Annotated in this window: 26 protein-coding genes; 21 read left to right on the top strand and 5 right to left on the bottom strand. The window is 36.1% G+C overall.

All coding sequences use genetic code 11. From position 1 onward, the window contains the following. Positions 1–14: 14 nt before the first annotated feature. Positions 15–1,481, top strand: a complete 1,467-nt coding sequence (locus tag RUH95_RS00345) for an aminoacyl-histidine dipeptidase (protein WP_313890825.1) — start codon at positions 15–17, stop codon at positions 1,479–1,481. 49 nt (positions 1,482–1,530) lie between these two features. On the opposite strand, the gene RUH95_RS00340 is transcribed toward RUH95_RS00345, so the two are convergent. After that, positions 1,531–1,923, bottom strand: coding sequence for a DUF1259 domain-containing protein (locus tag RUH95_RS00340; protein WP_313890824.1), 393 nt, complete (start codon positions 1,921–1,923; stop codon positions 1,531–1,533). A gap of 147 nt (positions 1,924–2,070) precedes the next feature. On the opposite strand from RUH95_RS00340, the gene RUH95_RS00335 reads away from it, so the two are divergent. The 3 genes from RUH95_RS00335 to RUH95_RS00325 all read left to right on the top strand — a co-directional run bounded on the left by RUH95_RS00335 (position 2,071) and on the right by RUH95_RS00325 (position 3,648). Then, positions 2,071–2,322 (top strand): hypothetical protein, encoded by a 252-nt coding sequence (locus RUH95_RS00335; RefSeq protein ID WP_313890823.1) that lies wholly within the window; start codon positions 2,071–2,073, stop codon positions 2,320–2,322. A 25-nt stretch (positions 2,323–2,347) separates the two neighbouring features. Then, on the top strand, positions 2,348–3,052 hold the full coding sequence (locus RUH95_RS00330) for a DUF421 domain-containing protein (RefSeq protein ID WP_313890822.1): 705 nt from the start codon (positions 2,348–2,350) through the stop codon (positions 3,050–3,052). Between the two features lie 131 nt (positions 3,053–3,183). Continuing rightward, positions 3,184–3,648, top strand: coding sequence for a GNAT family N-acetyltransferase (locus RUH95_RS00325; RefSeq protein WP_313890821.1), 465 nt, complete (start codon positions 3,184–3,186; stop codon positions 3,646–3,648). A 57-nt stretch (positions 3,649–3,705) separates the two neighbouring features. Here RUH95_RS00325 and RUH95_RS00320 read toward each other — a convergent pair whose 3' ends face one another. Further along, the gene (locus RUH95_RS00320) at positions 3,706–4,311 is read right to left on the bottom strand and encodes a cupin domain-containing protein (RefSeq protein WP_313890820.1); all 606 of its coding nucleotides are present in this window, start codon (positions 4,309–4,311) and stop codon (positions 3,706–3,708) included. 139 nt (positions 4,312–4,450) lie between these two features. After that, positions 4,451–4,672 carry a hypothetical protein gene (locus RUH95_RS00315; protein ID WP_313890819.1) on the bottom strand — a complete coding sequence of 74 codons (222 nt, stop codon included), beginning with the start codon at positions 4,670–4,672 and terminating at the stop codon, positions 4,451–4,453. A gap of 368 nt (positions 4,673–5,040) precedes the next feature. On the opposite strand from RUH95_RS00315, the gene RUH95_RS00310 reads away from it, so the two are divergent. The 3 genes from RUH95_RS00310 to RUH95_RS00300 all read left to right on the top strand — a co-directional run bounded on the left by RUH95_RS00310 (position 5,041) and on the right by RUH95_RS00300 (position 6,896). Then, complete coding sequence (locus RUH95_RS00310; RefSeq protein ID WP_313890818.1) at positions 5,041–6,312, top strand: Y-family DNA polymerase; 1,272 nt, start codon at positions 5,041–5,043, stop codon at positions 6,310–6,312. Further along, positions 6,309–6,638: a YolD-like family protein gene (locus RUH95_RS00305; RefSeq protein ID WP_313890817.1), complete on the top strand. Its 330-nt coding sequence runs from the start codon at positions 6,309–6,311 to the stop codon at positions 6,636–6,638. The genes RUH95_RS00310 and RUH95_RS00305 overlap by 4 nt, the downstream gene beginning before the upstream one ends. Before the next feature lie 63 nt (positions 6,639–6,701). Continuing rightward, on the top strand, positions 6,702–6,896 hold the full coding sequence (locus tag RUH95_RS00300) for a transcriptional regulator (protein ID WP_313890816.1): 195 nt from the start codon (positions 6,702–6,704) through the stop codon (positions 6,894–6,896). A gap of 133 nt (positions 6,897–7,029) precedes the next feature. On the opposite strand, the gene RUH95_RS00295 is transcribed toward RUH95_RS00300, so the two are convergent. Then, positions 7,030–7,572 carry a MepB family protein gene (locus RUH95_RS00295; RefSeq protein ID WP_313890815.1) on the bottom strand — a complete coding sequence of 181 codons (543 nt, stop codon included), beginning with the start codon at positions 7,570–7,572 and terminating at the stop codon, positions 7,030–7,032. Positions 7,573–7,741: 169 nt separating this feature from the next. On the opposite strand from RUH95_RS00295, the gene RUH95_RS00290 reads away from it, so the two are divergent. The 12 genes from RUH95_RS00290 to msrB all read left to right on the top strand — a co-directional run bounded on the left by RUH95_RS00290 (position 7,742) and on the right by msrB (position 16,052). Beyond that, positions 7,742–8,302 carry an excalibur calcium-binding domain-containing protein gene (locus tag RUH95_RS00290; RefSeq protein WP_313890814.1) on the top strand — a complete coding sequence of 187 codons (561 nt, stop codon included), beginning with the start codon at positions 7,742–7,744 and terminating at the stop codon, positions 8,300–8,302. Between the two features lie 169 nt (positions 8,303–8,471). Further along, a complete protein-coding gene (locus RUH95_RS00285) occupies positions 8,472–8,909 on the top strand; it encodes a BrxA/BrxB family bacilliredoxin (RefSeq protein WP_313890813.1) in 438 nt (145 codons plus the stop codon). Further along, a complete protein-coding gene (locus tag RUH95_RS00280) occupies positions 8,906–9,685 on the top strand; it encodes a class I SAM-dependent methyltransferase (protein WP_313890812.1) in 780 nt (259 codons plus the stop codon). Before RUH95_RS00285 ends, RUH95_RS00280 begins: the two co-directional genes overlap by 4 nt. A 256-nt stretch (positions 9,686–9,941) precedes the next feature. Beyond that, positions 9,942–10,517 (top strand): YpjP family protein, encoded by a 576-nt coding sequence (locus RUH95_RS00275; protein ID WP_313890811.1) that lies wholly within the window; start codon positions 9,942–9,944, stop codon positions 10,515–10,517. Between the two features lie 42 nt (positions 10,518–10,559). After that, the gene (locus RUH95_RS00270; protein ID WP_313890810.1) at positions 10,560–11,504 is read left to right on the top strand and encodes a thymidylate synthase; all 945 of its coding nucleotides are present in this window, start codon (positions 10,560–10,562) and stop codon (positions 11,502–11,504) included. Positions 11,505–11,525: 21 nt separating this feature from the next. Further along, entirely contained in the window at positions 11,526–12,017 is a 492-nt protein-coding gene (locus RUH95_RS00265; RefSeq protein WP_313890809.1) for a dihydrofolate reductase, read from the top strand. 1 nt (position 12,018) lies between these two features. Beyond that, positions 12,019–12,750: a lysophospholipid acyltransferase family protein gene (locus RUH95_RS00260; RefSeq protein ID WP_313890808.1), complete on the top strand. Its 732-nt coding sequence runs from the start codon at positions 12,019–12,021 to the stop codon at positions 12,748–12,750. A gap of 60 nt (positions 12,751–12,810) precedes the next feature. After that, a complete protein-coding gene (locus RUH95_RS00255; RefSeq protein ID WP_313890807.1) occupies positions 12,811–13,650 on the top strand; it encodes a DegV family protein in 840 nt (279 codons plus the stop codon). Positions 13,651–13,716: 66 nt separating this feature from the next. Continuing rightward, positions 13,717–14,523, top strand: a complete 807-nt coding sequence (locus RUH95_RS00250; RefSeq protein WP_313890806.1) for a GDSL-type esterase/lipase family protein — start codon at positions 13,717–13,719, stop codon at positions 14,521–14,523. A gap of 12 nt (positions 14,524–14,535) precedes the next feature. Beyond that, a complete protein-coding gene (locus RUH95_RS00245) occupies positions 14,536–15,108 on the top strand; it encodes a YpmS family protein (protein ID WP_313890805.1) in 573 nt (190 codons plus the stop codon). 12 nt (positions 15,109–15,120) lie between these two features. Then, complete coding sequence (msrA, locus tag RUH95_RS00240; protein ID WP_313890804.1) at positions 15,121–15,645, top strand: peptide-methionine (S)-S-oxide reductase MsrA; 525 nt, start codon at positions 15,121–15,123, stop codon at positions 15,643–15,645. Continuing rightward, entirely contained in the window at positions 15,642–16,052 is a 411-nt protein-coding gene (gene msrB / locus RUH95_RS00235; RefSeq protein WP_313890803.1) for a peptide-methionine (R)-S-oxide reductase MsrB, read from the top strand. The genes msrA and msrB overlap by 4 nt, the downstream gene beginning before the upstream one ends. 525 nt (positions 16,053–16,577) lie before the next feature. Here the strand turns inward: msrB and RUH95_RS00230 are convergent. After that, a complete protein-coding gene (locus RUH95_RS00230; protein WP_313890802.1) occupies positions 16,578–18,443 on the bottom strand; it encodes a methyl-accepting chemotaxis protein in 1,866 nt (621 codons plus the stop codon). Between the two features lie 120 nt (positions 18,444–18,563). Here RUH95_RS00230 and RUH95_RS00225 point away from each other — a divergent pair, with 120 nt between their 5' ends. Then, on the top strand, positions 18,564–18,785 hold the full coding sequence (locus RUH95_RS00225) for a YozE family protein (RefSeq protein ID WP_313890801.1): 222 nt from the start codon (positions 18,564–18,566) through the stop codon (positions 18,783–18,785). 70 nt (positions 18,786–18,855) lie between these two features. Continuing rightward, complete coding sequence (gene deoD / locus RUH95_RS00220; protein WP_313890800.1) at positions 18,856–19,560, top strand: purine-nucleoside phosphorylase; 705 nt, start codon at positions 18,856–18,858, stop codon at positions 19,558–19,560. The last annotated feature ends 37 nt before the right edge of the window (positions 19,561–19,597 follow it).

Here is a 19,597-nt window from a genome sequence, read left to right as displayed (position 1 = left end):
AGAGGGTGAAGGCGATGTATAGTAATTTAGAAGAGTTGGCGGGACATCCAGTGTTTTATTATTTTGGAGAAATTTCTAAAATACCAAGGGGTTCGAGCAATGAAAAAGCAATTAGTGATTATTTAGTTCGTTTTGCACAACAACGAAATTTAGAAGTAATACAGGACGAAGCATTAAATGTCATTATGAAAAAGCCTGCAACAGCGGGCTATGAAAGTTCACCTACTGTAATTATTCAAGGGCATATGGATATGGTTTGTGAAAAGAATAAAGATACGGTGCATGATTTTGAAAATGATCCTCTTCAGTTACGAATTATAGGGGATATGTTATACGCTACGGACACAACCTTAGGCGCGGATAATGGAATTGCTGTTGCGTATGCTTTAGCTTTATTGGATGCTAATGATATTCCGCATCCACCGCTTGAAATAGTTATTACGACGGAAGAAGAAACAACGATGAACGGTGCTCTTGCCGTAGATGCAGATCATTTTAAAGGGAAAATTCTCATTAATATTGATTCGGAAGAAGATGGAAAGTTGCTTGTTAGTAGTGCAGGAGGGGTACGCGTTGAGCAAACATTGCCTATTCGTTGGGAAGATGCTCTGGATGATCAAGTTGTTTACCGTGTAAGCATAAAAGGATTAAGTGGCGGCCATTCTGGCATATCGATTGATAAAGAAAGAGGAAATTCCAACAAATTATTAGGTAGATTTTTGCGAGATTTAATAACTGAATTTTCTTGTTTCATTCAGAATATTCAAGGTGGATTAAAAGGTAATGCGATTCCTCGTGAGGCTGAAGCAACAGTTTTTATTCATCCAAATGATGTACATAAAATAGAAGAAAAAATCACGGAATGGAATGAAATATTTCAAACGGAATTACAATCTTCTGACCCAGGGGTATCGATAAGCTTTGAACAAACAGCAAGTATTTCTTCACAGGTGTTTTCGAAAGACACGATGCATAAAGCGATTAGCTCTTTGTTATTAATTCCACACGGCGTGCAAGGGATGAGCATGGGCATAAAAGGATTAGTGGAAAGCTCGACGAATTTGGGCGTTGTAACAACGACAGATTCAGAAGTCATTTTTGTTAGCGAAATTAGGAGCTCCGTTAAAAGTGTAAAATCGTATATGGTTACGCAAGCAAAAACAATTGCGGAAATACTTGGATGTGGCATAACAGTGGATTCAGATTATCCAGAATGGCCATATAATCCGAACTCAAAAGTGAAGCAATTATTTGAAGAAGCGTATAAAGAAAAATATGGTACAGAAATGGAAGTAATTGCTGTACATGCTGGTATCGAGTGCGGGGTATTTATCGAGAAAATTCCAGGCTTAGATGCAGTTTCCATTGGACCGGACATGTTTCACGTTCATACTCCTGAAGAGCATGTAAGCATTCCTTCGACAATAAATAACTGGGAATACTTCCTTTATACTTTGAAAAAGATGAAAGAGTTTTATTAATCGCAAAAACGTCCATTCGACAAAAATCGAATGGGCGTTTTTCGTTGTGCTAATGTTTTAAAACAGTAAATGCTTCTGCCACTTTTTGTGCAAAAGATAATGGTGGTTCCACAGATTGAAAATGAACATATAGAATCGTTGGGTTAGTGAAAATCCAATGATTATGAATGGCACTTACGATTAAGTTATTTTTCACTAACATATGAACAAATGCGGGAAGCTCTTCTTGCAAAAGGACAACTTCTCCTAAATTGAGTGCATGTCCCTCCTGATCCAACGATTCAAACGTAATTCCTGCAGGTAATGCACTTCGCGAAGGGCGACCTTGAATCGTGACAGATAAATGACGCCCAATCTCCACCGAGCATATGCCATTGTCCATACTACCTTTTCCATTAACAATTTGAGCATATTGATGGCAAATATCTTGAAAATTAAACACAAAAACACCTCTGTCATTTTTAACAGTTTATGAAAGAGTGGATTTGTTCATGATACGGACAAGAAAATGTTAAAAAAGTGAGTAAATAATGGCAGTTAAGTAAATAATAAAAAGACAAGTTGAAGTTTGAAGAAATGAGGTGGTTATATGAGTGGAAAATTAATAAAAACGGAACAAAAAACAAAAGAAGAAATCCATATAACTTATTATTTCACAGCACTATTCATGGTAATTGGAACGCTTTCTATTCTCTATATTTTGAGCTTTAGGGTAGAAAAGTTAAACATATTTACGCTGTTACTTGCCATTTCTGCGGGTGGCTTGCCAATTGGCGTCATTGGTGCATTTATCGATTACAAAGTTTCTGAATATAGGATAAAGTACGATAAGATTGTGTGATTTAGAATTAGGAGTGTGAAAGTAATTGGATTTTATTTATGGCCAAGAATCGCTTACAAGCCTTCAATGGATATTACGAGCAATTGTCTCCTTTTTCTTTTTATTATTAGCAACTAAAGTGATGGGGCGGCGATCCATTTCGCAGCTACGGCTTATCGATTTTACAATCGCTTTAGTTCTTGGAAATATTCTCGCACATCCTCTATCAGACGAAGGATTAGGATTAAAAGGATCTATTCTTACGACCAGCGTACTCATTATATTGTATTTGCTTATTTCTTTTGTGAGTTTGAAATGGACTAGGGTAAGAAATTGGCTAGAACCAGCTTCATTCCCTCTGATAAAAGATGGTGAAATTTTGTATAAAGGATTAACGAAGGCAAGAATATCCATTGATTATCTGTTATCGGAAGCAAGAAAATCCAAAATCGAAAAAATTCATCATGTTTCACTTGCTCTTTGGGAACCAGATGGGACAATATCATTTTTTGTATCTCCTCAACTACAACCTATAACCGCGGAAGATATACAATTAGTCAAGAAACCCTTTTCACTTCCTCAAGCAATTATTAAAGAAGGCAAGTTAAATATAAATGGATTGCATCTTGCAGGAAAAGATATTACTTGGCTAGAAGATAAAATGCGAACGTTAAATGTGGATACGCAAGATATATTGCTAGGAACAGTTGATCAGGATGAGCTGAGAGTATATTTGTATACGTCCCTGTGACGCAAATAACTTCCCTGAAAAAGATAGTATTGGAAAAAAGATTGAAGCAATATAAAATGAAGATAGGAATAAAAATCATTCGGTGTAACAGGATGGAATTATTTTATTCTACACACGAATGGAGAGATGAAATGATTCAGTTAGAGAAAATGAATAAACTAGAATTTGATGAGTATTTAAATTTTATGATCCCGGATTATGCTAAAGAAATATCTACTAATTATAATCTAGCAATGGATAAGGCAATGGAAGAATCAGAAGTGATGATGAAGGATATATTTTCAGAAGGCTTAGATACAGAGGGACAATTTTTATATAATATTTATGACCCAGTCTTAAAAAAGAAAGTAGGAATTATCTGGTTTAACGTAAACCGGGAAATTGATCGAGCATACATTTATCATATTTTTATTGAGGAAGCATATAGAAAACAAGGTTACGGTACTAGGGCTTTAGAGGAATTACAAGTGAAAGTAAAAGAACTTGGGATGAACTCACTTGCTTTAAGTGTGTTCGGCAGCAACAAATCTGCACAAAGCCTCTACCAAAAGTTGGGTTATGTGACATCCTCTATATCGATGCATAAGCTACTATAAAATTAACGTCCCTGTGACGCAAGCAATTCTGAATTGTTTGTGTCACAGGGACGTTTTTCAATTTATATACTCGCGACCTTCGTAATGATTCATATCATCTACATATTGTTGCGGCTTATTTTCATCTGTTGTTTTATTGTTTTGCCGTGGCCCAATATAAGTTGAGGGGATAATTGGTGCAATCGCCTTTTCCCATTGGCCTTTATCCATCGAATAAGTATGTGCCATAATATTTGACGGTGTCAGCGTTAATATATCCGAGCCAAGAATTACTTCTGGTGTAGGTGCATTAAATATGGCAAGTACATGGGTTTGATCCACAGTAGCAAATTGATAATGCCACCAGCCTTGGGGGATATTCACGACTTGGCCAGGAGTGATCGAATATGTTTGATATTGTTTTGTAAATGGATTCAATAAAGAAGCGGTCATTGCTCCAGAAATACAATAAACAAGCTCTGAAGCATTCGGATGATAATGTGGCTCAATCACATTGTTTGCACTGAGGAAAATATCTATTAAAGATGTATTATTCAGCGTGTTTAATTGTTGCACTCCTAAAACATTCAAGAAGTTGAAAACATCTTTTTTAAAGAGCGTATTGTTATTTACATCAAACGTGAACTCGGTTGAAGGGGAAGTGTAATCAATCGAAGAATCCATAAACAAGCCCGCCTTTCATCAGTTGTAATATGCCCATAAACACATTCTCTGCATAATATGTACGTACTCAATTTGTTGTGCAAAATAAAAAAAGAAAGAGCAAAATGCCCTTTCGATTAATTGATAAAACGATTTTGATTTACTTGAAAAATTCATAAAAACCCAAATTCATTGGAATCGCCCATACATAAAATGCATATAAAAGAGCTACCCCAAGAAAAACATCGTATAACCCTTTCACTAAAAACCTTCGAAAAACAATTTTAATAAAATAAGCTGTTAGGAACATAGTTAAAAACAAGATAACTAATGGAACTATAATTTGCACGAAGCTAAGTTCGAGCCCTTCAAATAAATTCAACTTGCTTACCACCCTTAAATATGTAAATTATTTAGTATCACTCCAAAAAGTATAGCATATCGTTCAAGTAATAATATTTACCCAATAATTAACATTAATTAATAGTTGCATAAAAAACATACGTTCGCATATACTAAGTGAAAAGGAGGGAACGTTTGTGCGTATATTGTTGGAGAAATATTTTGGCCGTGGCCAAATTGTTGAATTAATGTATCTATCTAAGTCAGGGGAGATAAGTAAGAGGAGGGTAAAAATCATTAAACTGCAAGACAATTCTTTTCAAGGATTTTGTTTCACAAGAAGTGCGAAGCGAACATTTCTAATCGATAATGTACTCGCGTGCGTTCCTGTAGTGCAAAGAGAGAGAGATGTCATATAAAGTGGACTATAGTCAATTTCCAAATCGTTCAATTGTATGTATTGATATGATGAGTTTTTATGCTAGCTGTATAGCTGTACTCCACAATTTAGATATACGCAAGGTGCCAATTGCAGTTGTGGGAAATTTACAGCATCCAGGGTCCATTGTGCTTGCAGCTAGTCCTCCGATGAAACAGCGATTTGGGATTAGGTCTGCAAGGTCGAGGCTATATGATATTCCAAATCATCCTGAAATAAGAGTGTTTGAAGCTAAAATGCAGTATTTCTTAGAAATGTCGATGGCTGTGACGGATATTTTGCATACGTATGTTCCTCCGGAAGCAGTTCATGTATACAGCGTAGACGAATCCTTTATTGATTTAACAGGAACAGAAAAATTATGGGGAAACCCAGAAGATACAGTTCAGCGCATACAAGAGGAAATATTAAATACGCTGCAATTGCATAGCACAGCTGGTATGGGCCCAAATATGTTAATGGCTAAACTTGCTCTTGACTTGGAAGCTAAGAAAAGTGGTTTCGCCAAATGGACATTTGAGGATGTGCAAACAAAACTTTGGCCTGTTAGCCCTCTAAGAGAAATGTGGGGGATTGGATCTCGAACCGAAAAAACACTAAATAATATGGGTATTTTCACTGTCGGACAACTAGCAAATGTCCCTTTATCATTATTAGAAGATAAATTCGGTGTTATGGGAAACCAGCTCTATCACCACGCTTGGGGAATCGACTTATCTAAACTAGGATCGCCAATCGAATCGGGGCAGATCAGTTATGGTAAAGGCCAAATCTTAATGAGAGACTATAATAAAATCGAAGAAGTTCATACTGTTTTGTTGGAAATGTGTGAAGACGTAGCGAAAAGAGCAAGAGACGTGCTCCAATCAGCTCGTACAATTTCACTAGCCATTGGTTATAGCAAAAATGCATTCGGTGGTGGTTTTCAAAGGTCTAGAACAGTCGAAGAAGCAACAAACGATACGATGAAAATTTATCAAACATGCAAAGAATTATTAAAAGAAAATTACAATGGAAGTCCAGTAAGGCAAATTTCCATTTCTATCACAAAGCTGGAGGATGAACACTCCATGCAGCTTAGCTTATTCGAAAAGGATAATTGGAAAAATCGAAAGCTAGCAGCGGCTATGGACGGTATTCGCAATAGGTATGGTTCAGCTTCATTATTAAGAGCCGTATCTTACACACCAGCAGGGACGGCGGTTAAACGCTCTAAAATGTTAGGAGGGCAGAAATTATGATAAGAGATCGTGGTACAAAAAAGTGGACCGCAATGATGCTGCCAGAGCATGTCGAAATGCTGAGAGAACATAAGCAAGCTCTATATGAAACTCCACGTCCTCAGTTGGATGAATGGGATCTCGCAACTATTCAAGAAACAATAGAAATAGCTATGAAAAGGAATGTAGAAGTTACTGTGAAAGTATGGAGTGATGGTGAATTTATTTATCAAGTGGGTAAAATAACGTGGATAGATTTTATTAATCGTGAAATCGAGATGGAAGACGCACTCAAATCGTTTACGCTCCAGATGGACGGAATTGTGGATGTGACGATAGTTGAGTGAAAGGTTTTGGAAGGATTTTCTCTTTGTTTGTCGAATTGTAGATGAAGGGGAGGTGGATTAACTATGACAGAACCGAAATGCCCTTCTTGTTATATTCAAGGTTTGGAGCATATAGTATCGTCCGATAGTGTAGAAACATCTAATGTTGGAGATCCGTGGTTTAATATTGCACATTGTAATGTTTGTGGGCATGTTTACGGGATTTTCAATAAGGTTTCCCTACAGCCATTACCTTTGATATCGAATTTCGAAGATTGAATATAACGCTAAAGCATGCTCACTGTGGGTGTGTTTTTTTGTTGTAATGAAAGTAGAAGTGTCGTCTAAACTGGATAGTTCTAGTTAATGTCCTATGTTACAAATGATTTTTTGTAACATAGGACATTATGTTTTAATTACCCGGAAGACTCAAACTATAAAGTCTTTGAAATTTTTCACAATCTACTAGGCCATTTAAAGGTATATCTAAGAAATATGCTAACTGCCATTCCTGCGTTTTTTGAGCCTGACGACTTGTAGGTTTGTCCCAAGGCGGATAAACACGCATTGCTCGTTTTCCACCTATTCCTTTATTAGAAACGACATTTTTATCACATAGAACGGCTTTTGGAAAGATGAAATGACCAAAGTCATTCTCTTTGCGTGTACTAATAACAAAAAAATCAGCTGGATCAGAAATATCATATGGTTGGATTGGTCCTTCTTCACTTCTCTCCCACAAAGTCACAAATTGACCGACCTTTGTAGGAGTAACCTTGGCCGAGCGAAATCTAATGGAGAGAGTATTTAGTGTAAATACATATGCTCCATATTCAGCGTTTTGTGGTTCTAATTGAGGTTGAGAGCATTCGAATTTGCATGGCTTGTAAACTAGATCAGTTGTTGTAATAAGGTCATTGTGAATTGGGACAGTAGAAGACCATTGGGTTTTCAATATATAAATCCTCCATTTAAGTTATTGTTTATGTGGAAAGTATAGCACTTGAATAGTGACAACAGTCTGTCAGCATAATGATAACATTATTTGATTTTGTGATAATGCTATAGATCTATCTATTTACAAAATGCACCATAAAAGTTAATTGGATTGGAGGGGATGTATAATGTTTTCAAAGTTTTTTAAGGTTGTCTTGCTTTTTGTATTAGCACTAAGCTTCAACTTTTCACATGCAGATGCAGCTGGAACAGTAATGTGGGGGAAAACTGAACTGAAATTGGGCCAAATTGGTAAAGTTACTATTGAAACTGAAACTGAACTAGTAAAACTAGAGAGTGATGGCTCTTTATCAATTGTACGTGTTTTGAAGATAGGAGAAGAATTTCGTGTATACAGTTATAAGAGTAATCATGGTGGTTTATATGGCGTTGGAGGAGGTAGCTTCGTTCGAGCAGATGGACATGTAAAGTATGAAACTCCTTCTAAATCTAAGTTAGCTTTACTTCAACAAATGGGTGAGAACCCAGCGCCAGTTCAGCCAGTTAAACCATCTCAACCTAAGCCAGGTGTTGGAAGTGGATTAGAAATTATTCCAGGAGCTCCTACTAGTTATCCTAATTGTACTAAAATGAAAGAATATTATTCTTATGGGGTAAAAGAAGGCCATCCTGCATATGCTTCAAAACATGATAGAGACAAAGATGGTTGGGCATGTGAAAAAAATTAGTTTATTAATGGGGTTCTCAAAAGCATGCTTTAGACAAAATCACGAAACTAACAAAAAACTCACAATAAAAGCTAAAACAGATGAAAAAATATGAAAAGAGAAGTAGAATAGAAACTAGAAATCCCTTTATACAGAGGGGAAATGAACATAATTGAAAGCAGGCGAAACCATGAACGCATATGATGAGTACATGAAAGAAGTAGTTAAACCAATGAGAAGTGAACTAACAAACGCTGGATTTAAAGAGCTTATTACAGAAGAAGACGTAAAAGACCATATGGCAAGTGCTGAAGGAGTATCACTAATCGTGATTAACTCGGTATGCGGATGTGCAGCAGGACTTGCTAGACCGGCAGTAATTGCGGCTGTGGAAGAGTTAGAAGTGAAGCCGGCTAATTTAGTTACCGTGTTTGCTGGACAAGATCAAGACGCTACGGCTACGATGAGAGGTTATTTTGAAGAGATTCCACCTAGTTCTCCTTCGATTGCAGTTTGGAAAGATGATCAGTTAGCTTATTTTATTCCACGTGAACAAATTGAGAGCAATTCAATGGAAACGATTAGAGATCATTTGTCTGGTGTGCTTTCACAAATCGTATCTTCATGAAAGCAATCGTTACAACTGCGGGACGTACGAATGAAGTACTAATAGAGCGTGCAAAAGAGGTAGCGAACGAGCTATCTCTTGCTTACGTTGATCGCAAAAAGAAGTCGGTACAAGCACTTCAAGAGCAACACCAAAGTGACGTAATTGTCGTAAACAAGGAGAGATTAGAGCTATTTATGTTGGGCTCGACGTCTCCTTTTTTCTTTCACCCTAATTCAGCGGCTTTTCGAATGAAAAGATTAGTAAAAGGGGAGCAGGATCTTTTTTTACAAGCGACGGCTTTGCAAAAAGGGGATCGTTTCTTAGATACGACTGCTGGGCTTTGTTCGGACAGTATGATCGCGGCTTTCGGAGTGGGAGACGCAGGAGTTGTACATGCATGCGAAGCGAATGCGCTCGTTGCGTACATCGTTTCGAATGGGTTAAAGCAGTATGAAACGCCAATTGCAGAATTGCAGCATAGTATGCGCCAAGTACAATTAATTCATCAAGAGTCGATTCAGTTTTTAAAAGCGGCAGAAACGGATGCATATGACGTTGTGTATTTGGACCCGATGTTCGAGGAAGAAATCGAAGAATCGTCGAACTTTCAAACGCTTCGAAAGGTTGGGCAGCAAGATGCTCTCACAGCAGAGTGGGTAGCAGAGGCAAAACGTGTGGCAAGGAAAAGAGTCGTATTGAAAGCTCATTTTCGATCGTCTGTATTTGAAGAGTATGGATTCACTCGTTTTACAAGACTCACAGCTAAGTTTCATTACGGAATTATCGAAAAATAAAAAAGCTGTCGATATGACAGCTTTCCGTTAGTCAGTGAAGTTTAAAGAAGTTAAATATCCTAATAAAAATAAAAATCCAATACCAATTACTAAATCTGCATCCATTATGAATTCTCCTCCTTAATTTTAAAAAAGCTACTGTATGTTTACATTAATTATTGTACAATGAATAGTAACAAGAAGAAACCTTTTGTTCGATAAATCGTTTAATTATAAGAGAAGCGTTTCTAATTTAGTCAAAATTGAGGTGATATAGATGAAAAACTGGATGAAAAAATCGATTATCGTAACCGTTGCTTTATTAACATTTGGTCTGATTTCTCCTGACCATTTTATTTGGGAACAATTATTAGACAATAAAAATCCTACTAAAACAATCTCTTCAGATGCTCATACGATAGATTTTGAACCAGTTTCTATTGCGAAAGCACCCGATGTAAAAGAAACAATTGCCATTGCAGCGAGAGAACAATCATACATAAAATTTGGCGAACGCATTGGACCATTTATTCAAAATGAGTTTGATGAGATAATCTTTCCTCGCATTCAAGAAGTGATGGATATGACGATTGCGAAAGTAGATTCAAAAAAAGTTGCAAATTTAACTATTTCGGAACAACCTTCTGGTGAATACCATGAAAAAATTTTTCACATAATAGATAATGATGCAAAAAAAGATTTAATTCGTTTCCATGTTAGAACAGACAAAAAGCCATTAGAAGGCTATTATTTTAATTTTCATTATCATCTTGAAGAAGATAACTATACGAAACACTATGCATTAGGAGAAATTTTTTGGTCCAAAAATACACCTCCGAAATGGCTCTCTTAACGAGGGCTTTTTTGTTTAATGCAGCGAAAAAGGAGAATTACAATGGAACAGTATTTAACATTATGTAAGCATATAAAAGAACATGGATTAACAAAAGAAGATCGTACTGGCACTGGAACGAAAAGTGTATTTGGTTATCAAATGCGATTTGACTTATCGAAAGGGTTTCCTCTTTTAACGACGAAAAAGACGGCATTTCGATTAGTTGTGAGTGAGTTATTATGGTTTATAAAAGGCGATACGAATGTTAAAACATTAATCGAATCGAATAACCATATTTGGGATGAGTGGGCATTTGAAAAATGGGTGAATAGTGAAAGCTATGATGGTCCCGATATGACGAATTTCGGTGTACGAGCTGCAAATGATCCAGAGTTTAAATTGATTGTTAAGGAGCAAATGGACATTTTTTGTACCAACATAGTAGCAGATGAACAATTTGCAGCAGATTTCGGGGATCTTGGTCCAGTTTACGGCAGACAATGGAGATCTTGGCCAAACAAAGATGGCTCTACCATCGATCAATTGCAAAATGTTATTGAACAAATAAAGAAAAACCCAGATTCACGTAGACATATAATTACTGCTTGGAATCCAGCGGAAGTGGATGAAATGGCATTGCCACCGTGTCACACTTTTATGCAATTTTACGTTGCTGAAGGGAAGTTATCCTGCCAATTATATCAGCGTAGTGCAGATGTATTTTTAGGCGTTCCTTTTAACATCGCCTCTTATGCATTACTGACGCATTTAATTGCGAAAGAATGTAAACTAGAAGTAGGAGATTTTGTGCATACACTAGGAGATGCGCATTTATATTTAAACCATTTGGAGCAAGTAGAAACTCAATTAGCACGCATGCCAAAACAATTGCCAACACTTGTTTTGTCTTCTGAAAAAGAGTCTATTTTTGACTTTGAAGAGGCAGATGTATCGATTGAGGGCTATGATCCTCATCCTAAAATTAAAGCACCGATTGCAGTATAGCAATTAGATAGGAGGAGTAATATGATTTCATTAATAGTAGCGCATGATCCAAATCGGGTAATTGGCTTGAATAATGAAATGCCTTGGCATATTCCAGGAGATTTAGCTTATTTCAAAGAAAAAACAATGGGAAAAGCGATTGTAATGGGAAGAAAAACGTTTGATTCTATCGGGAGAGCATTGCCGGGGAGAAAGAATATTGTTATTACTCGAAATCCTTCTTATAAAGCAGAAGGAGCGGATGTAGTTTCGAGTGTAGAAGATGCGATTAAGCTTGCAGAAAGCCATCATGAAGAAGTAATGGTTATCGGCGGTGAACAAATTTTCAGAATGGTGCTACCAAAAGCGGATCGATTATATATTACGTATATTCAAAATGTATTCGAGGGTGATACTTTCTTTCCAGCGTATAGTCACGATGAGTGGGTGCTCGTAAATACAACAGAAGATATGCAAACTCCAGATGGGGTAACATATGCTTATTTAGTGTATGAAAGAAAGGTTAGTGAATAGGTTGTTAGCTACGATTAAAACATTCGGATACTTATTTGGCTATTTGCCTATAAGTATCCCGAAACTAAAAGCGATTAAAGCGAAAAAAAGTACATTGTCGACTGCTGGATATGACGAATTAGTTCATCAAGTTCCGCAAAGATGGTCTGCCGGCATTTTAAAAAGAACGAAAAGTACGTTTGATGTGTCGGGACTTGAAAATTTGCCGGAAGGTCCTGTTTTATTCATAAGCAATCACGAAGGGAATTTTGATATTCCAACTTTATTAGCTCATATTCCGAAGCCTTTTGGGTTTATTTCAAAAGTGGAAGTAAAAAAAATTCCGTTAGTATCCAAATGGATGGAAGAGATGAACTGTGTTTTTCTAGATCGTACGAATCGTAAAAGTGCGTATCAATCTATTATAGATACGTCTACACAACTGCAAAATGGCCATTCTATTTTAGTATTTCCAGAAGGGACAAGAAGCAAAGGAGAAGAGCTTGGTGAATTTAAAGCCGGCTTTGTTCGAATTGCCAAAGATGCGAAAGTATCAATTGTGCCAATAGCTATTTCCGGTACTTCTGACATTATGGAGAAAAATAATAATAAAATACGACCTGCAAAAGTTCAAATATCCGTGTTGAAAACATATAGTATGGAGAGTATCCAAAATAATGAAGCTAAAAAAATTATGGAGGAACTTCATACACAAATTAATAATCGTCTATTACAGATGAAAACTAGAAGCTAATTGTTTACATACTACCTTCATTCTTCTTATAATAGGTATATAGAGGAAGGAAGGGATTTTGTGCGTAAAATTCATATTGTGACAGATTCAACTGCTGATTTAACAAAAGAACAAATTGACTTATTTCATATTCATGTAGTTCCTTTAACTATTCAAATTGACAATGAATCATATGTAGATGGTGTTGACATTCATCCGAAAGAATTTTTAGAGAAAATGGCTGAATCAAAAAAATTGCCAAAGTCTTCACAACCAGCTGCGGGTGTTTTTAAAGAGCTATATGATGAATTGGGTAAAAATGGTGATCGAATTATTTCCATACATATGACAGGCGGGATGAGTGGGACAGTGAAATCTGCTCAAACGGCTGCTGAAATGACCGAATCAGATGTGACTGTCATCGATTCTATGTTTATCTCTTTTGCTTTAACTTTCCAAGTGTTAGAAGCGGCAAAGATGGCCGAAAATAACGAAACAGTGGAAGCAATTGTTGAAAAATTGAACGAAATCCGATCGAAAACGAACTTATACGTAGTTGTTGATACACTTGACAACTTAGTAAAAGGTGGACGAATTGGTAAAGGTGCTGCGATGATCGGCTCCCTATTATCTATTAAGCCAATTGCAAGCTTAGCGGGTGGGGAATATACTCCAGTTGCCAAAGTAAGGAGCCATAAACAAGTAGTAAGTCATTTGTTTAATCAATTTACGGAAGATACAAAAGGAAAGTTAGTTAAAGCGGTAGGAATCTCTCATGCATATGGCTTAACGATGGCTACTCCGTTGATGAAACTTATTGAGGAATCGGGATTTACAAACATCCAAGTTTCTCTAACTTCACCTGTTATTAGTACGCATACTGGTCCAGGTGCAATTGGTTTTATGTATATGACAGAGTAAAATGTGGAAGCAGGGATGACATTCCCTGCTTTTGTTGTATTCAAACATGTAAAAGAGGCGATACGGATGAAATATTTAATCAGCATATTATGTGTTATCTTACTGAGCGGTTGTGCGTCAAAAGAAATAATTCCTGTCCATTTTACTGCAAAGGAATCTATTTCATTCGAAGAATATGTCATCCCTTATTCATTTTTTCCTAGAACAATAGAGTTAGTTGGTATTGGCGATTCCCTTACACAAGGAGTAGGAGATGAACTGAAAAGGGAAGGTTATTTAGGCAGAGTGCAAACAGAACTTTTACAATACAAAGGAATAGAAGATGTTATTTTAACCAATACTGCTTTAAGAGGTAGAAGAAGTGATCAACAATTAAAAATTATCAAAAACGGGGATATCGATCACATTCTTCGAAAAGCAGACATCATCATGATGACAATGGGTGGCAATGATATGATGAAAGTAGTTAAAAAGGATTTACTCAATTTAAAAGTAGAATCCTTTCAAAAACAGCAAGCTTCATTTGAAAAAAATTATGAGCGTATATTGGATAAAATTCGACAGATTAATAGTGAAGCGAAAATTGTACTAATCGGCTTATATAATCCTTTGACTACTGTGACAGATGAAGTCAGTGAATTCGATGACATTGTTGCGGATTGGAATACGACGATTGAGTCAATGAGTTTGGAAGATGAAAATGCTTGTTTTGTACCAATTGATAAATTTTTTAATACGAATGAAAACTTGGTATATCACACAGACTTTTTTCATCCAAACAGTAAAGGATATAAATTAATAGAAAAATCAATAATGAGCTCCTTGAAAGATTGTGGTTTTATAGATATTCAGAAAAGGGAATTGTTGTTTTAAGGAGTGAATGAGATGAATAAATGGAAGATAGCTTTCTTTTTACTAGTATTCGCATTGATCGGAAGTGCCGTAGGATTGTTTTATTTGATTTCTACTCCTACTGACACTACATATATCGAACCAAAGACCGTACAGCAAACTGGGAATATTTTAACAGTAAACACGACAAAAGAAGATTTTGAAGGCATTGCAAATACTTTTATGGCAAAAGCGATGGAAGGTAAGCCTTTACCATTGAAGTTATCATTAGAAGATCAAGTCATATTATCTACCGAGCTAACCATTTTTTCATACACTCTTCCTGTGAAAATGTTTTTTGAACCGTTTGTCGATGAGGATGGAAATATTCGTTTAGAGCAATCGTCTTTGGAAATTGGTCGAATAAAAATTCCACCGGAAACGGTGTTAGAAGTACTAAAAGACTCGATAGAATTGCCAGAGTGGATGATTGTAAATCCAGCTAAAAAAGAAGTACTCATTCAATTAGCAAGTATTCCAATGTCTTCTGGAGTGTATGTACGTGCAAAAGAATTGAACTTAGGAGAAGATATTATTACATTGGAAATTATTATTCCAACAAAATAGGGAGGGACTAGAATGGAAAAAGCTACTTTCGCAGGTGGGTGTTTCTGGTGTATGGTAAAACCATTTGATTCCTATGATGGAATTGAATCGGTCATTTCAGGTTATACAGGTGGACATGTGCCATATCCAACATATGAACAAGTGTGTACGAACGCAACAGGTCATTTTGAAGCAGTTCAAATTACGTTTGATCCAGCGATTTTTTCATATGAGCAATTACTCGAAATTTTTTGGATGAATATTGATCCAACAGATGATAATGGCCAATTTTTCGATAGAGGTTCGTCGTATCAAACAGCAATTTTTTATCACTCGGAAGAGCAAAAAGAACAAGCAGAAAAATCGAAAGCTGATTTAGAAGCTTCCGGTAAATTTAATACACCACTAGCAACGAAAATAGTAGAAGCAAAAGAGTTTTACCCGGCGGAAATGTACCATCAGGATTACTATAAAAAAAATTCGGCGCATTATAACCGCTATTTCGTTGGTTCAGGAAGAGCTGCATATAAAGAGAAAATGTGGGGGGATTCAAAATGAAAGACAAACTGACAGAAATGCAATATTACGTAACACAGCAAAGTGGGACAGAGCCTCCATTTCAAAATGAATATGATAAGCATTTTGAACAAGGAATTTATGTGGATATTGTTTCAGGAAAGCCGTTGTTCAGCTCTAATGACAAATATGATGCAGGATGCGGATGGCCAAGCTTTACACGACCGATCGAAGAACAAGAGGTAGTCGAACTTTCTGATGAGAGCCATGGTATGAGAAGGGTAGAAGTACGAAGTAAAACAGCCAATTCTCATCTTGGACATGTTTTTCCTGACGGACCAAAAGAAGAGACAGGCCTGCGTTATTGCATTAACTCAGCCTCTTTACGCTTCGTTTCGAAAGATAAGCTAGCAGAAGAGGGTTACGAAGAGTATTTGAAACAGTTTTAATATTATTTTTTATAATTACTAAGTCATTAAAAAATGCAAGCAAACAAGGGTGACTCAGTTTCCGACTCACTCCAAGCTTCACATTGGGCTATACGATGAACGGTAAAAATTTTAAAGCTTGTTGGAAGTGGCACCACCAATTCCAACAAGCTTTTTTCTTCGGTCATCGTATGGCAAAAGTGGAGAAGTATATGACAAATTTACTTCATACAAAATTGTCGGCTTATTTCTAACAAGAAGTGTTGATGAATTTTTTCCTTCCTTTTACATGAAAATGGTTAAGTAGAAAGAGTATGAATATACTCCCATAAGCAGGATGGATGTTGTGAAAAGTGGCGACTCGGGCGGTAAAGTACGAGCTGAAGACCCTGGACTGAACGACGCGAGGGAAGTGGTTGAAGCCGTGCACACAGAACGCGTCCGCTTGTAACGAAATCCACTCTATCCATTTCTATATTTTTAAAAAGGAGTTTGTTTGAAATCAAAAAGCACCGAAAAGTCAAATGACACTTCGGTGCTTTATTTTTATAATTTAAACTCGTTTACTACTTTACGAAGCTCATCTGCTTGGTTCGATAACTCTACAGAAGAAGCATTTATTTCTTCCATTGCAGCAGAACCTTCTTGTGCAGCTGAAGCAGAAGTTGTTGTATTTGCTGCAGTATTTTCAGCAATTTGTGTTACTTCAACGAAAGATGCCGCAACTTCTTGACTAAAGTTAAGTGTTTCCTCAATTTGAACAACCATTTTATCAATAAGCGTAATTGTTTCATTCGTTTGAACCATGATTAAATCTAAAGAAGCATTCGTTTCATTTGCTACTTCAACACCACGAATAACATTTTCAACACCTTCATGATTTTGTTTCACAATAGATGTTACTTCCAATTGTATAGACGTAACGATATTTGTTACTTCTTTTGCCGCTCGTTGTGATTGCTCCGCAAGCTTTCTTACTTCATCCGCAACTACTGCAAAGCCTCTGCCATGTTCACCAGCTCTAGCGGCTTCAATTGCTGCATTTAATGCGAGTAAGTTTGTTTGTTCTGCAATTGCAGTAATTGTTTTAATAATAGATGTAATTTCGTAAGATTTAGTTCCTAATGCTTCGACAGTTTGCGTTGTATTAGCCATCGTTTCTTCAATGTTTAACATCACATTAGAAGAATGTTGAACTGATTCAGCCCCTTTAGTTGCAGCTATTTTCATCAAATCAGTGGCGTCTTTTACAGATTGTGCATCGTTATTTAAATAGCGTGTTGCTTCTTCTAAAGAGTTCATTTTTTGGATTGCATCTGTCATGCTATTCATTGTTTGTTCACTACCAGCAGCAATTTCGTTTGTCGAGTCTGCGATAGATTGTATTGTAACCGCAGTTTCGTCGGAAGAGGCCATTAATTCTTGCCCACTTGCTGATACGTTTTCTGTTAACAAGCTAACACGTCTTACTAAGTTAGCAATAGATGCAATTAATACGTTTGTGCTTTCTGCAATTTCAGAAAACTCATTCTTTGTTCGAACTTGAACGCGTCTTGTTAGGTCACCGCCAGCTTGTGCGATATCCAAAATAGAACGATTAATAGCACGAGTGCTGCGGTTTATAGAAGTGAATAGATAAATTCCAAACGATAATGCAAGTCCTACAGAAAATATCGTTAAGCCGATAAATAAGTACAACGAATTATTGTTGGCCTTTTCTAATGCAGCAATTTTACTTGCATTATTTTTTGCTAGTAATTCATTTATAAGTCCAATATGAACATCTACGTAATTCATAGCCGTTTTACCATTTCCAGCTGCAACTAATTTTTGAGCAGATTCGATACCTTTATCGTCACGAATTTTAATAACGCGCTCTGAATATTGCAAATAAGTAGTGTAAAATTGCTCGATAGATTTAATGCGTTGTAGTTCATCAGGACGATCTTTAAATGTCACATTTAACTCCTTTAAATGAGTAGTGATTGCATCTTTATATTTACGATGGCTTGACATATAATTTGTTTTACCTGTTATTATATAGCTTTGCTCTGCATTTGCGAGCTGAGAAATTTCAGCAGATATTTGATTTACCATCATTTGCTCTTTAATATCAACTTTTGTAAACTTTTCAAGAGCTTGTTGAGAAGAGTACATTTGAGTAGATGTTAATATAAGCATTGAAATAAGTATGACAATAAGTACAGAGAAGATTAAAACAACTTGTCCACGTATTGTGTTCCATATTTTAGGTTTTCCCACTGCTGGTATGTATATTTTATCTTTTTTACTTTTTTTCAAAAATGATAGGAGTGGGTATTTCTTCCCTTTTTTTTCCGTTTTTCGTTGTCTCTTTAATTTAGGTATCTTAGGCTTTACTGATATTTTTTTGCTTTTAAAGCTTTTAAACAACTAGACCAACCCTTTCCAGATGTATTAAATTAGTAATATTGATAGTTTACTTGTTTTAGATTAAATTATCTACATATTTTTGAATTTTCTAAGACTTCATGACTAAAGGAGGGGTGAAACATGAAACAATCATTTTATTTGTATGTTCTGAAATTTCGAGGGGGTCAAAAGGCTGATAAGAAGACACAATTTGCGGACAATACATTTGAGCAGCATGATTTTCCAAAAGCAGAGACGGACTTTGATGTGATTTCTAGATATATAGAAGAGCTTGCCCATCCTGAAATGCAAGCATCTGTTTTTGATGAATTATGGGAGTTATATATTGCAGAGAATAGCTAGCAGATTCGTTGCATTTATTGCTAAAAAAATGTATGATTAAGCGGATACATATTAGAAATGAGGGTATAAAATGAGCATACACATTAGCGCAAAAAAAGGTGAAATTGCAGATACAATTTTACTTCCAGGAGATCCACTTCGTGCGAAATATATCGCAGAAACATTTTTAGAAGATGTTGTACAATACAACGAAGTTCGAAACATTTTTGGTTACACTGGTACTTATAAAGGAAAAAGAGTTTCTGTTCAAGGAACAGGAATGGGAGTTCCATCAATTTCTATTTATATCAATGAATTAATGAGTGAATATGATGTTCAAAAATTAATTCGTGTTGGTACATGTGGAGCAATCAAAAAAGATGTAAAACTACGTGACGTAATTATCGCGCAAAGTGCTTCTTCTGATTCGTCTATGAACAAAGTATTGTTAGATGACGTGAGTTTTGCACCAACTGCTGACTTTGATTTACTTTATAAAGCATACAATGCTGGTAAAGAAGCTGGATTAAGCCTAAGAGTTGGTAACGTATTTACAGCAGATTTATTTTATAATGATAACGCGCAAAATGAAAAATGGGCAGAGTATGGTGTGCTAGCAGTTGAAATGGAGACTGCTGCTCTATATACACTAGCAGCTAAATTTGGTCGCCAAGCACTATCTATTTTAACAGTTAGTGATCATATTATTACTGGTGAAGCGACAACTTCTGAAGAACGACAAACTACATTCAACGATATGATCGTTGTTGCACTAGAAGCTGCAATTCAAGAGTAAAATAAGATAATGAAAAATAGACTGTCAGATTAATGAC

The organism is Psychrobacillus sp. (genome assembly GCF_032154225.1).
Taxonomy (GTDB): domain Bacteria; phylum Bacillota; class Bacilli; order Bacillales_A; family Planococcaceae; genus Psychrobacillus.
The sequence above is the reverse complement of the archived record's forward strand: the minus strand, read 5'-3'. Positions and strand labels throughout refer to the sequence as shown.